Below are 12,871 nucleotides of genomic sequence, written 5' to 3'. Positions count from 1 at the left end.
TTGGTGTCATAGGGAGAGGAGATACGTAGGTGGCCGGGTGGGCGGCCGTCACCGCCTTCATCGGTCTTCTCCCGCCGCTTGACGACCTCGCGGCCGCCTTGGGTGGTGGTGCGGGTGTGGTTCTGCAGCAGCACGCACCGCAGGACCTGCACCGCGGGCAGTTCGCGCAGCCAGACCGGGGAGTTGGAGTGGTGGACCGCGCCCAGCAGGGCGAAGCCGTCCCGGGCGAAGTCCACGGCCAGTTTCTGCTGCTTGGTCCGGGGGGTGGGCAGGTGCCAGCTGTCCACCCGTGGTCCGTACCGCTTGCTCCATGAGGTCACGTCCACCGCCTGTGCGACCCAGTCCGGATCCGTGCAGGTCAGCGCTTCGAGTGCGGCGCGAACCGCTTCGCCGGTCAGTTCCAGCCGGTTCAGGTCGCGCACCGCTGCGATCACGTGGGTGGAGTCCGTGCGCTGCTTGCCTCCTTTGGCCAGTAGGCCTTGTTCGACCAGCCTGGCCACCAACAAGTCCAGTACCTTCTCTTCCAGGCCATGGGCGGCGACCCGGGTGCGGAACTGGGACAGGACACTGAAGTCGAAGCCGGGATCCTCCAGGCCCAGTCCGAGCGCGTAGGACCACGAGAGTTTGTCCCGCACGGCCTCGGCAGCCTGCCGGTCGGTCAGGTTCTCGGCCATCTGCTCCACCGTGACCAGTGCCAAGCGGCCCGGTGACCAGCCACGTGGCCCCGTTACCGCGAACGCTTCCGCGAACTCGGCATCCGGGAACAACTCACCGAGCCGATCACGTACCACGACCCGGTAGCGGCACCTGACGGCCGGAGTACTTTGCCCGCACCGCCCGCGCTACCTCCGGCGCCGGCTCCGGCCACGACTGCGGCTGCATCGACACAGGGCCCCTCCCGCTCCGTGACCGGGAACGAGAAGGACCGGCCACCAGACCAGCCTGCCGCAACCATCAACACCCCGACCAGCACAAACAGCAAATAGGCAACAGGATCGGGCAAGGTCAGCAGTGAAAGCAACCCCTTCGCGGGCGAAGCCAACAGCGGTGCCACCTGGACCAACGACGTCAGCCACGGTGGCCTGGTCCGCAACAACCCCGACCAGACCATGACCATCGACCCCTGTAACCTGCGGCTCCTCTGCCAGAGCAAGTCCCCCATCACACCCGCGATCGCGATGTGGTGCGGTCCGCCGACGCGTAGATGAGCGGTTCAGGGCGTGGGCGACTCCACCCGCTGACTGAAACTCACCGCTTCGAGGAACCCCAGCCGCGTCGGCTGGGGTTCCTCTCTTTCAGTGGACCTTCGTCGTGAGTACGGACCGAAGCACTACGACGGCAAGGGGGACCCACCCCTTACCGACCGTGTTGTCAGCCGAGCAAAGCGACGACGTAGGCCCCCTCGCGGACGAAGACGGGAATGCGCTCCAGCGGGGCGTCCACTTCGAGCGTCGTACCGCCCTCCACCCCGTGTCCGGTGACCGGGTCGAGCCAGCGCGCGCCGGACGGCAGATACACTCGGCGGGTCCGCGCGCCCGCCTCGTACACGGGCGCCACCAGTACATCGGGGCCGAGCAGGAACTGGTCGTCCACGTCCCAGGCGCGCTCGTCGTCCGGGAAGTCGAAGAACAGCGGGCGCATCGGTGGGGCGCCGGTGCGGTGGGCGGCCTCGGACAGCGCCCTCAGGTACGGGCGCAGACGCTCGCGCAGTATCAGGTGGTCCCGGAGGATGTCGTACGCCTGCTCCCCGTAGGACCAGACCTCGTTCGGCCCGCCCGTCATGTCCGCCGAGAACGTAGGGTAGTTGGGCTCCCGGTCCCCGTGCAGCCGCATGATGGGGCTGAAGGTGCCGTACTGGAACCACCGGATCAGTAGCTCGCGGTAGGCGGGGTCGTCCGGGTCGCCGCCGCCGAAGCCGCCGATGTCGGTGTTCCACCAGGGGATGCCGCTCATCGCGACGTTCAGCCCGGCCCTGATCTGGCGCGAGAGGGAGTCGAAGGTGGTGGGGATGTCGCCGGACCACAGCGCGGCCCCGTACCGCTGGCTGCCTGCCCACGCGGAGCGGACCAGGGACAGCGGCCGGTCCTCGCCCGCCGCGCGCAGGCCGTCGGCCACCGCGCGGGTGTGCAGCACGGGGTAGAGGTTGGCGGCCTCGGCGGCGGTCCCGGCCGCGTAGACGGCGCGGTCGGCGGCCTCTCGGGGCAGGTCGGGTTCGCAGGCGTCCAGCCAGAAGCAGCCCACGCCAACCGCACGGTAGTTGTCGTTCAGCCGCTGCCACAGCGCGGCGCGTGCACCGGGGTGGGTGGCGTCGTAGTACGCCATCGGACGTATCAGCGCGTCCCCGCTGTCCCGGGACGGCCACGGGAAGGTGAGCAGACCGCCGTCCGCGTCCCGAACGAGGTGTCCGGAGGTGCGCAGCTCGTCGTAGGTGTCGCTGCCGGGTTCGACGGTCGGCCAGACCGAGACGGCGAGCTTCACCCCGAGGTCTGTCAGCTCCTTGACCATGGCGGCGGGGTCGGGCCACTCGCTCTCCTCGAAGCGCCAGTCGCCCATCTTCGGCCAGTGGAAGAAGTCGCAGACGATCACGGACAGGGGCAGTCCGCGTTCCTTGTACTTGCGTGCAACCGCGAGGAGTTCGTCTTGGGTGCGGTAGCGCAGTTTGGACTGCCAGAAACCGGATGCCCACTCGGGGAGGAGGGGCGGGCGTCCGGTGGCCCGGGTGTAGGAGTCCATGATCTGGGCCGGGGTGTCGCCGGCGGTGATCCAGTAGTCGACGCGCCCGCCGGCGTCGGCGGTCCACCGGGTGGTGTCGGCGCCTAGCTCGACACGCCCTGTGGCGGGGTTGTTCCACAGTAGTCCGTAGCCGCGCGAGGAGTGGAGAAAGGGGATGGCGGCCACGGTGTTGCCCTGGACGAGGTCGATCACACACCCCTTCTGGTCCAGGCGTCCGTGGAGATGCTGTCCCAGGCCGTGCAGCCGTTCACCGTCGTACGCCTCGAAGTGCTGCTCCGTCCGGCCGCCCGCCGCATGGACACGGGGGCCGGCATGGTGGCTGTACGGGGCGTTGTCGGCGAGGAGTTCACGGCCCGAGGCGGCGTGCAGGAACCTCAGCCGGCCGTCCGCGGCGGCCTCGACGGCGAGGCGGCCGTTGACCAGGCGGCCAGAGCCGTCGTCCCGTACGGAAGGTTCGGCGTGCGGGGAGGGGCAGGGGCTCTCCAGCGCTCCGGGAGCGGCGGGATCGACGACCCCGGCCGAGGCCCGGACCCGCACCGCGTGCGGCCCCCAGGGCTCGATGCGAAGGACTTCTTCGGCGGTGTGGCGCTCCAGGCCGCCCGCGCGGATGCTGTAAGTCACGGCGATTCCTCTGTTCTTATCAAGGCCCGCACACGTGCATCCGTTCGGACGCAAATGCCACGGTGGCCGGTATCGTGTGCGGCGGTGCCTGGGGCGCCATGGGCGGTCTGACGCCTGCCGCCCCAGGTGTCGTGCGGCAGCGGCCACTTTCGCAACAGGCTCTGGCTCGTGGCCGTGCCGTCCGCGCTGCCGTGGCTGAGGACCGCCCCGCTTTCGTACGCGAGCATTTTCACTGCTGCGCCGCTAGGCGGCACAGCTGGGCACGCGGGAGGGCTACTGCCCTCAGCCATGGTGGGCGCCGCACCCGGCGGTGCCCCCGCCATCGATGTTCTCCCGGGGCCCTGGGCCGGGCTCAGGGCCCCGGGAGCGGGTTATCCGGCGGTCAGAGCGGTCCACTTCTGGTTGGCGCCGCCGTTGCAGTCCCACAGCTGGAGCTGCGTGCCGTCGGTCGTGGAGGAGCCCGGAACGTCCAGGCAGCGGCCGGAGGCTTGGTTGCGGTAGCCGCCGTTGTAGGGCTGCCAGACCTGGTTGGCGCCGCCGTGGCAGGACCAGAGCTGCACCTTGGTGCCGTTGGCGGTGCTCCCGCCGGCGGCGTCGAGGCACTTGCCCATGGAGCGCAGGGTGCCGTCGGTGTAGGCGGACCAGAGCTGGTTGGCTTGGCCGCCACAGCTCCAGATCTGGACGGCGGTCCCGTCGGCGGTGCCGGCGCCGTTGACATCCAGGCACTTGTCGGCGATGCCCGACTGTACGCGTGCGGGGGCGGGGGCGGGGTTCTTCAGCCACCCGGCGCTGTCCGCGGCCTGGATGCCGCGGTGGAAGGCGTCGGCCATCTTCTGGTAGCCCGCGTCGTTGGGGTGCAGGGGGTCGGCCAGGTCGGCCGTGGTCAGGCTGCTCATGTCGACGTAGGCGACGTGTTTGCCCGCGGCCTGTGCGTCGTTGACGATTTGCCGGGTGGCCTGGTTGTACGTGCCCCGCCACTGCTCCTCCGAGCTGCTGGTGGACACGACCAGGGAGGCGACGAGGACGGTTGCGTCGGGGACGTCGGCGGTGATCTGGTTGACCAGCGACCTCAGCCGGGCGATGGCGGTGTTGACCTCCGAGGCCCCTTGGAGGTCGTTGGTGCCGATGTGCAGCGTCACGACGTTGGGCCGGTAGCGGGTCAGCGAGGCATCGGCGAGAGCGGCGATCTGGTCGACGCGGTACCCGGAGTGGCCTTCGTTGTCGGGATCGGACATCGAACCGCCGCGCAACGTACCCACGAAGTCCAGCGGATGGCCGTCCGCCGCAAGCTGGTTCCACAACGGCCCGCGGTAGCCGTTGCCCGTACTGCTTCCCACGCCCCAGGTTATCGAGTCCCCCAACGGCATGACCCGCAAGGGCGTGTTGGAGGCGGCGGAGGCAGGGGTCACGCCTGCCGCCATCACCCCGAGTGCGGCAGCGACTAGCGAGATCAGGGGACGAAGCCAAGACCTTCTCATGCAGGCGTCCTCTTCTGCGAGTGAGTGATGGAACAACGGGGCTGATCGCCGTTCGTGCCAGCGACTCGGCCGCTGTGCCCTTCCGTCGGGGTCGGCGGCCGCCTGACGTACTGGTAGAACGGCGTGGCTGGGGAGCCTCTTGCGCTGTGAGCGTTGACAAAACCGAGCCTGCCCGGTGAATCCCTCTGTCCCGGCCCTCATGTACCGAGAGGGTCGGCCTGAACCGGCCTCACAAGCGCATCCGTATAGATACCACGATCCGGACCGAGACATCCCATGAATACCCAAGAAATCAGGGATCGGCGACATGGGGCGAATCCGGTGCTGCTCGTGCCAAGGGTGCTGCACCTGCGGTCGGTTCGCCGCTCTCTCCCTCGCTGGTATCGGCTCGCGAACATCCTATGTCTGGTTGCGCGGGCCGCCGCCATCGCCCAGCGCCAGCTGTGCGTAGTCCGGGATCTCGGTGTATGGGACGGGAGGGTCGCCGTGCGTGGTCATCGTCAGGCCGAGCACTCCGCCGCCGCGGGTCAGGGGATGGGCCGTGTCGGCCGGGCGTAACCGAGTTCGCGTGCCGCGATGAACACGCGCTGTCTGGTCGCCTCGGAGAGTCGTCCGGTGCTGTTGAGCGCGTTTGACACCGTGGCCGCGGACACCCGGCCCGTGCGGCCACGGCGCCGAGCGGGGGACACCGCCGGACACGCCAGCTCTTCATGTGTACCTCAACAGCCCTGTGACTGCGCCTTGCGGCATGCCCTCCCCGTGCTTGGCCGGGGGAAGCCTTCATGGCCGACTCCCTGTCCGACCCACATCAGTTGTGCGATAAATCGAACAGCGTTCGTGGGGTCGGGCAGAGATTAAGTGGGGGCGGCGGGACGCGTCAATACCTTCGGCATCCGTAGTCCATGGGAGCTGAAAGGCTGGTCAGGGGCGGCGAATGTGCGCGCATGGCGTTCGAGGTTTCGGACTCCGTCGCTGCAAGGGCTTTGAGTGTTCCGCACCCGTCATGGCACCGGAGGAGACCTGGGGCGAGGTGCTCCGCAAGGTACGGCAACCTCTGCCGGCTTGACGGACGGTCGTGCGGCTCAGGTGAGGAGCGATGACGCCATACCTCAGAAACGTGGGATGAATCGGTGAAACATCGAGGGTACTCCTGTCGGGCATGAGGGCCGATGCTCCCGAGAGTGCAGGCCATTCACGAGCCATTCCCGACTGGCTGACATTAGACATGGGATGATTACCTCGCGGTAACCATTGACGAGGGCATGCCCGGTGTCTAGTGTCCCGGTGGCAGTCTGAACAAGATTCAACATTCGAGCCTGTCGTGAGGAGTACCGTCGGCCTCGAGACCACCATGATCCTGCCCCTGGTACCCCCCAATCAGCAGTTCCAGCGGCCTGCGGTGTGAGGCGGGCGCGCCCGGTGGCTCTCGCTGCATCTGGCTGTGGAGCAGAGGCAAAAGCCCATGGCGGTCGTCGTCACGGCTGGGCAGCGGGGTGACTCCCCGCAGTTCGAGGCCGTCCTGGGACGTGTCCGGGTTCCGCGCCTCGGCCCTGGCAGGCCCCGCACGCGGCCGAGGCGAGTCCGCGCGGACAGGGCGTACGCCTCCCGCGCGAACCGCGCCTACCTGCGGCGGCGTGGCACCGGTGCACCATCCCGGACAAGGCCGACCAGGCGCGCAACCGCAAGAAGCGGGGCTCTCGCGGTGGTCGGCCGCCGAAGTTCGACACCGTTGACTACCGCGCGAGGCATGCGGTCGAGTGCGGCATCAATCGCCTCAAGAGACACCGGGCGGTGGCCACGCGCTATGACAAGTTGGCGGTCCGCTACGAGGCGACCATCCTCGTCGCGGTCATCAACGAGTGGCTATGACCAGCGCATTCAGTAGCCCTATTCCTCGCCGGAGAAACGCTCCCACGCGGACTGGCGGGTCATCCCCAGGGGTCTCCCGGATGCGCGCCCAGGTCACTCCCAGCGCACGTGCCTTGAGCACCAGGCCCACATGAACGATCAGATTCGCCCCGTCGGACGTGGCGGAGACCACCGAAGCGGCGTGAGAGAACTTCACTTACGAGATGCCTCACGGATCGTGTGTGCCGAAGCCTGTGACAAGCTCATCATCCGAGGTCACGAAGCATCTCTATGTTCCGGCTCCTGCATCACCCGCGGACCATACCGGTGATCGAGGCCAAGCGGTGCCGTCGGGTGGCGGACTGGGCCGAGGTCCACACGTCGAGGTTAGCATGATCCGCCGCTACATCATCCGGCGGAACCGTCACGCTGACGGTCAACAGCTACGAAGGGATCGAGCATGCCCCGCAGTTGGCCGTCGATGCTGACGGCGGCCTGTCCCGACCGTTCCGGGACGCGCAGCCCGATGGGCTCATAGGGGGCGGTGACGATGGAACGGTCGAAGGCCATGTGCGCGGCGACCGGCGTGAAGACGAGGGCCTCCGCGCGGGGCGAGACGACAGGGCCGCCGGCGGCGAAGCTGTAGGCGGTGGAGCCGGTCGGGGTGGCCATGAGCAGGGTGTTGGTGGAGCAGGAGGCCAGGGAGGCGGCCGGAGACCTGGACGCCGATCGAGACCTGGCGGTCCTGGCCGGCTTCTCCAGGACGATGTCGTTGAGCGCGGGGAGGTCCAGCGGGATGCCTCAGTCGGCGTCGACGTCGCAGTCGGGGCGTACCTGGGGCGGCGGCAGGAGTGGGCCACGGCCGTACCGCACCCACACTCGATGTCCTTCGGCACCTTCAGTCGGCGGGAGGCCCGCAGGGCAAGCAGCATGCGGCTGTCGATCCGGATCCGGTCCTCGCGCACCGCGTGCAGTGCCGCACGCCCCCGGCGGCCGACATCTCCGTGAGGAAACCCACCCGCCCCAGGTCGACTCACAGGGCCAAGGAGCCGTTCTCCGCGGCCAGCCGGGCACCGCCCGGGCAGACCAGATCGCCCCCGACGTGTCCAAGGCGCTGAGCCCGCTTGACCTGTACCGGCCGCTGACGCTCATCTGGGGCACCAGCGCCGGCCCCAGCGCTCTCCGGCAATGGCCCATCAAGAGAATGACATCCGATGTATGGGATCCATTCTTACCTGCTACCACTTGCTGCCGGTGCGGCGTGCTCATCTAGCTGTCATACCGCAACCGATGGTCAATGCTGCACGCCTCTAGATATCCGATCTATAGCCCAGCAAAGATGGTGTGCCCTCGGCGAATTCGATGAGGGCGCACTTGCCCCTGCACAAGACCATCGATGGCTGGGAGAACTTGCCGTGACCCATGCATCCCAACCGCAGCGAAGAAGCATCCTGAAGTTCGGCGGTGCCCTTGCCCTCGCGCCTCTGGTCACTCAGCTGACTGGCGCAACCTCTGCGGGACAGGCCGCCGCCGCGTCGGCCGTCCACTGGCCGACCCTGTCGCGCAAGGCGCTGAAGTATCAGGTCCCCGCCGTGGACTGGCGGTCGCAGGCCCTGCCGATCGGCAACGGCCGACTCGGCGCCATGCTCTTCGCCGACCCGGACGAGGAGCGCATCCAGTTCAATGAGCAGAGTCTGTGGGGTGGTGTCAACAACTACGACAACGCCCTCGCGGGCAAGCCGGACAGCGCTTTTGACACCAGCATGACCGGCTTCGGCTCCTACCGGAACTTCGGTGACATCGTCGTGACCTTCGCTTCCCGTGCCAAGGTCACGGCCCCAGGAGGCCCGTACCGCACCTCCTCGTCGGAGGGCGTCGACAAGACATACGACGGTAACCCGAGCACCAAGTGGTGTATCGAGGGGCCCGATTCGAAGGTGCAGTGGCAGGTCGAACTCTCCGACCCCATCGAGGTCGCGTCCTACCGTCTGACGAGTGCCAACGATGTGCCGCAGCGCGACCCGCAGGAGTGGACGTTCTCCGGTTCCGTCGACGGCACCACCTGGACCACGCTGGACAGCCGCACGTTGGCGGCGCCCTTCGAGAGCCGTTTCCAGACCAAGGAATTCACCTGTGACCACACCGGGGCCTACCGCTTTTACCGGTTCGTCTTCGTCCCCAAGGCAGGGATCACCCACTTCCAGGTGAGCGAGATCGGTCTGTCCGGTGTCGACCTGGGAGGGGCTTCGATGTACCTGTCGTCGCCGAGCGGGCACTCCGAGGGATCCGGTGCCGGCGCCGGGTCCCGGGCCACGGACATCTCGTGTTCGGTGGACCGCGATCCGGCCATGGTGTGGCGGGTCGACGCCGCTGCACCGGCGGTCGTCTGGCAGGCCGATCTGCCCCGCGCGGTCGCCGTCACCTCGTACGCGCTGACGGCGGCCCCGGACCGTCCGCAGGACGACCCCCGGCGATGGGTGCTCGAGGCGTCACAGGACGGGCAGGCCTGGGTGACCCTCGACACGCAGAACCCCGGTGCGCCCTTGGCCGACCGCGGTGAGACCCGGAACTTCCGGATCTCCAACAGCACGGCCTACCGTACGTACCGGCTCACGTTCACCCCCGGCGAGTCGTCCGCCGGCTTCCAGATCGCGGAAGTCGCCCTGGAAGGCCGAGGGTTCGACACGCGCACGCAGCGCACCATTGTCGACTACCAGCGCGCCTTGCATTTCGTCGAGGGTATCCATGTCACCCGCTTTGGCGCGCCGGGGCGGCGCGTCCTGCGGGAGGCCTTCGCCAGCCGGCCCGCGGACGTCATGGTCTTCCGGTACACGTCGGACAGCGACCGGGGACTCTCCGGAGCCATCTCCCTGACGTCCGGACAACAGGGTGCCCCGACGACCGTGGACGCCGACGCCCGGCGGATCGCCTTCCGCGGTGTCATGGGCAACGGCCTCAAGCACGCGTGCACCGTCCAGGTCGTGCACACCGACGGCGACTTCCACGCCGACGGGTCGGTGCTCCGGTTCACAGGCTGCACAACCCTGACCCTGCTCCTCGACGCCCGCACCGACTACAAGCTCGACGCCGCCGTCGGGTGGCGCGGAGCCGATCCCGGACCGGTCATCGCCAAGGCGCTCGCCAAGGCGGCTGCTCGGTCCTACGAGGAGCTGCGCGCCGAGCACACCGCCGGGATGCGCGCCCTCATGAACCGCGTCTCCGTGTGCTGGGGCACCTCCGACGACGCCGTCGTCGCCCTGCCGACCAACGCCCGGCTGGCGCGTTACGCGGCGGGCGGGCAGGACCCGACCCTCGAGCAGACGATGTTCGACCTCGGCCGGTACCTGCTGATCAGTTCCTCGCGCCCGAAGGGCCTGCCCGCCAACCTCCAGGGTCTGTGGAACGACAGCAACACACCGGCCTGGGCCTCCGACTACCACACCAACATCAACGTCCAGATGAACTACTGGGGAGCCGAGACGACGAACCTGCCGGAGTGCCACGAGGCGCTCGTCGGGTTCATCGAGCAGGTGGCGGAGCCCAGCCGCGTGGCGACCCGCAACGCCTTCGGCGAGGACACGCGCGGCTGGACCGCCCGCACCAGCCAGAGCGTCTTCGGTGGCAACGCGTGGGAGTGGAACACCGTCGCGAGCGCCTGGTACGCCCAACACCTGTACGAGCACTGGGCGTTCACCCAGGACATGATGTACCTCCGTACTGTCGCCTACCCGATGATCAAGGAGATCTGCGAGTTCTGGGAGGACCACCTCAAGGAGCGCGAGGACGGACTGCTCGTGGCGCCGAACGGCTGGTCCCCCGAACACGGGCCGCGCGAGGACGGCGTCATGTACGACCAGCAGATCATCTGGGACCTGTTCCAGAACTACCTCGACTGCGAGGCGGCGCTCGAGGCCGATCCCGCCTACCGGGCCAAGGTCGCGGACATGCAGGCGCGCCTCGCGCCGAACAGGATCGGTCGGTGGGGCCAGCTCCAGGAGTGGCAGGAGGACATCGACAGCCCCACCGACATCCACCGCCACACCTCACACCTCTTCGCGGTCTACCCGGGCCGCCAGATCACCCCCAGGACACCTGACTTCGCGGCCGCCGCCCTCGTCTCGCTCAAGGCACGGTGCGGTGAGAAGGAAGGCGTCCCGTTCACCGCCGCGACAGTGTCGGGCGACAGCCGCCGCTCGTGGACCTGGCCCTGGCGGGCGGCCCTCTTCGCCCGCCTCGGTGACGGGCATCGTGCCCAGATCATGCTGCGCGGACTGCTCACCTACAACACACTGCCGAACATGTTCTGCAACCATCCGCCCTTCCAGATGGACGGCAACTTCGGCATCTCGGCCGCCGTGGCGGAGATGCTCCTACAGAGCCACGACGGCGTCATCCAGCTGCTGCCCGCACTGCCGGACGACTGGAGAGCCAAGGGTTCCTTCACCGGGCTCCGTGCCCGCGGCGGCTACCAGGTCGACTGTGAATGGCGGGACGGGAAGGTCACGTCCTACAAGATCGTGGCCGACCGGGCACGGAATCAGGGAAACATCACCGTGCGGGTGAACGGCGCCGACAAGAAGGTGAAGCCGATCAAGCCCTGACAGCGGCGACACCCCGGACGGCGGCCGAGGTGCCACGACCGAACACCGACCCGTTTCGCCGCCCGTGCGCCGCCGTCGTCATCGCGGCCGGTCCTGACCTCTCCAGTCGACCGGCACAGGACGCGGCGAGCGAGACGACCGTCCGCAAGGGTGTGTTCGAGCTGGAGGCCGGTGAGGAGCTGTTGGGGCGGGTGCGGCGGCCGGGCGGCGGACGCAAGCGGCTTACGGATCTCGACCCGGGGCTGCGACCGGCCCTGCTGGAGCTGGCCGAGCCGGACACGAGCACGGAGATCCGATGTCGCCGTTGCGGTGGAGAGTGAAATCCACCCGCACTCGCGCGGAAGCTGACCCAGGTCGGGCACAAGGCCAGTGCCGACACTGTTGCCGGGCGCTGCGGGAGGAGGGCTTCAGCCCTCAGGCCGCGAACAGGCCCTGGCCACCCTGCTCCACCTGCGGGTCGCCCTGGCCGCAGAACCCCTGGCCGCCCTGTTCGGCAGCAGCCGCACCGCCATGCGTGGTTGGTGGAGTACCAATGGTCCTTCGGCTGCTCGGCGACCTGGTGGTGGTCGCGGGTAGGGACCAGGTGAGGTCGGCCCGGGGCGCCCCGCCGGCGTTTCCGTCGGTGGGTTTCCCCGAGCCGCCTCCCGCACCCGCCGTGCGCGTTTCCACGCAACGGGCGCTCCACAAGTCCCAGCGATTACGCCTGGTTTCTCTCCCATGCTGCGCTCGGCCACGGCGAGGGGATCTTCGTTCGCCGGTAGGAGTAGTAGGTAATCTTCACTGCTCCTGGATTGAACAGAGTCACCTCGCTGGTGGCGGGCCACCATCCGTCATTGGTGTTCTTGCGGCGGATTTCCTTTCAGTTGGATCGCCGGTGCTTGCGGCGAAGCCATCCAAAGACCTGCTTCCAGGTGTATGCCCGCAGGTAGTTGAAGGTCGCCTTCGACGAACCGTGCTTGAAGTATGCAGTCCGGCCCCGCAGTACCAGGTTGAGTTGGTAAAGCAAGGCTTCGCGCGCGGCAGGTTCACGTCCTGCCAGCACAAGTTCTTCACCTTGGCCATGATGGAGCGAAGCGCCTTCTTGGCCGGATACAGGTATACGAAGTATTTGCCGGTGCCTCGCTTTCGGTGACGTTGGATACGCCAGCCGAGAAAGTCGAGACCGTCCTCGATGTGGGTCATCAGTGTCTTCTCCCGCGACAGGCGCCCGGGGCGTAGAGCCCCCGGGGACGGATCGGCGTCCTGACTGGCGAGGCCGGGAACGCGGAGCGTGTCGCAGCGGGCGGCCCTGTTCACCGCTCCTATTCGGGCAGGGCCGGCGACCCTTCGATGCGGATGGTGTTCGCGTACCACTCGGCATAGGAGGAGTGCTTGAACCATCCGCCTTCGGGCTCGGGCTCGCCTGGCACGTGTTCCGGCTCGGCCCAGGCGGGAACCGAGTACGGTCCCCAGTGGATGAAGATGCCGAGGCTCGCTTCCTTCGCCCATCCGGGCATGCTCTCGCGGTGCGTTCCCGTCATGATCGGTTCTCCTTAACGAGGTATTCAATCCAGTCAGGCCCGATGCGGCTGCCGGCGCCGGCTTTCGGCT

Annotated in this window: 9 protein-coding genes and 3 pseudogenes; 4 read left to right on the top strand and 8 right to left on the bottom strand. The window is 68.1% G+C overall.

The features are described from left to right. A partial coding sequence (locus ACFV2X_RS46585) for a transposase (protein WP_385628232.1) occupies positions 1 to 674 on the bottom strand: 674 nt, incomplete at its 3' end. 327 nt (positions 675 to 1,001) lie between these two features. Between ACFV2X_RS46585 and ACFV2X_RS46580 the strand changes: the two are divergent. Further along, positions 1,002 to 1,208: pseudogene (locus ACFV2X_RS46580) on the top strand (non-reducing end alpha-L-arabinofuranosidase family hydrolase); the annotation flags it as partial. Positions 1,209 to 1,371: 163 nt separating this feature from the next. Here the strand turns inward: ACFV2X_RS46580 and ACFV2X_RS46575 are convergent. From ACFV2X_RS46575 to ACFV2X_RS46565, 3 genes are all read right to left on the bottom strand, one after another. Beyond that, a complete protein-coding gene (locus ACFV2X_RS46575; protein WP_385628229.1) occupies positions 1,372 to 3,354 on the bottom strand; it encodes a TIM-barrel domain-containing protein in 1,983 nt (660 codons plus the stop codon). A 371-nt stretch (positions 3,355 to 3,725) separates the two neighbouring features. Continuing rightward, complete coding sequence (locus tag ACFV2X_RS46570; protein ID WP_385628227.1) at positions 3,726 to 4,832, bottom strand: ricin-type beta-trefoil lectin domain protein; 1,107 nt, start codon at positions 4,830 to 4,832, stop codon at positions 3,726 to 3,728. Positions 4,833 to 5,359: 527 nt separating this feature from the next. Next, positions 5,360 to 5,470, bottom strand: coding sequence for a hypothetical protein (locus tag ACFV2X_RS46565; RefSeq protein ID WP_385628224.1), 111 nt, complete (start codon positions 5,468 to 5,470; stop codon positions 5,360 to 5,362). 824 nt (positions 5,471 to 6,294) lie between these two features. On the opposite strand from ACFV2X_RS46565, the gene ACFV2X_RS46560 reads away from it, so the two are divergent. After that, positions 6,295 to 6,717: a transposase gene (locus ACFV2X_RS46560; protein ID WP_385628223.1), complete on the top strand. Its 423-nt coding sequence runs from the start codon at positions 6,295 to 6,297 to the stop codon at positions 6,715 to 6,717. Between the two features lie 413 nt (positions 6,718 to 7,130). Here the strand turns inward: ACFV2X_RS46560 and ACFV2X_RS46555 are convergent. After that, positions 7,131 to 7,782, bottom strand: a pseudogene (locus ACFV2X_RS46555) (NAD(+)/NADH kinase); the annotation flags it as partial. Positions 7,783 to 8,095: 313 nt separating this feature from the next. On the opposite strand from ACFV2X_RS46555, the gene ACFV2X_RS46550 reads away from it, so the two are divergent. Next, on the top strand, positions 8,096 to 11,281 hold the full coding sequence (locus ACFV2X_RS46550) for a glycoside hydrolase N-terminal domain-containing protein (protein WP_385628221.1): 3,186 nt from the start codon (positions 8,096 to 8,098) through the stop codon (positions 11,279 to 11,281). Between the two features lie 80 nt (positions 11,282 to 11,361). Next, positions 11,362 to 11,702: pseudogene (locus ACFV2X_RS46545) on the top strand (ISAzo13 family transposase); the annotation flags it as partial. On the opposite strand, the gene ACFV2X_RS46540 reads toward ACFV2X_RS46545, so the two are convergent. From ACFV2X_RS46540 to ACFV2X_RS46530, 3 genes are all read right to left on the bottom strand, one after another. Further along, positions 11,696 to 11,950 (bottom strand): hypothetical protein, encoded by a 255-nt coding sequence (locus ACFV2X_RS46540; RefSeq protein ID WP_385628241.1) that lies wholly within the window; start codon positions 11,948 to 11,950, stop codon positions 11,696 to 11,698. The pseudogene ACFV2X_RS46545 and the gene ACFV2X_RS46540 sit on opposite strands and share 7 nt — an antisense overlap. Positions 11,951 to 12,140: 190 nt before the next feature. Continuing rightward, on the bottom strand, positions 12,141 to 12,641 hold the full coding sequence (locus ACFV2X_RS46535) for a group II intron maturase-specific domain-containing protein (protein ID WP_385628238.1): 501 nt from the start codon (positions 12,639 to 12,641) through the stop codon (positions 12,141 to 12,143). Continuing rightward, entirely contained in the window at positions 12,583 to 12,801 is a 219-nt protein-coding gene (locus ACFV2X_RS46530; RefSeq protein ID WP_385628219.1) for an alpha-L-fucosidase, read from the bottom strand. Before ACFV2X_RS46530 ends, ACFV2X_RS46535 begins: the two co-directional genes overlap by 59 nt. Positions 12,802 to 12,871 lie beyond the last annotated feature (70 nt).

This window comes from Streptomyces sp. NPDC059679, from assembly GCF_042734105.1.
Classification (GTDB): domain Bacteria; phylum Actinomycetota; class Actinomycetes; order Streptomycetales; family Streptomycetaceae; genus Streptomyces.
Note: the sequence above shows the minus strand (reverse complement) of the source record. Positions and strands in the feature narration are given on the sequence as shown.

What these genes read in the sequence shown, in the direction of transcription:
- ACFV2X_RS46570 (WP_385628227.1), bottom strand. Translation starts at nt 4,832, where the DNA reads ATGAGAAGGTCTTGGCTTCGTCCCCTGATCTCGCTAGTCGCTGCCGCA.
- ACFV2X_RS46560 (WP_385628223.1), top strand. Translation starts at nt 6,295, where the DNA reads ATGGCGGTCGTCGTCACGGCTGGGCAGCGGGGTGACTCCCCGCAGTTC.
- ACFV2X_RS46535 (WP_385628238.1), bottom strand. Translation starts at nt 12,641, where the DNA reads ATGCCGAGTGGTACGCGAACACCATCCGCATCGAAGGGTCGCCGGCCC.
- ACFV2X_RS46530 (WP_385628219.1), bottom strand. Translation starts at nt 12,801, where the DNA reads ATGACGGGAACGCACCGCGAGAGCATGCCCGGATGGGCGAAGGAAGCG.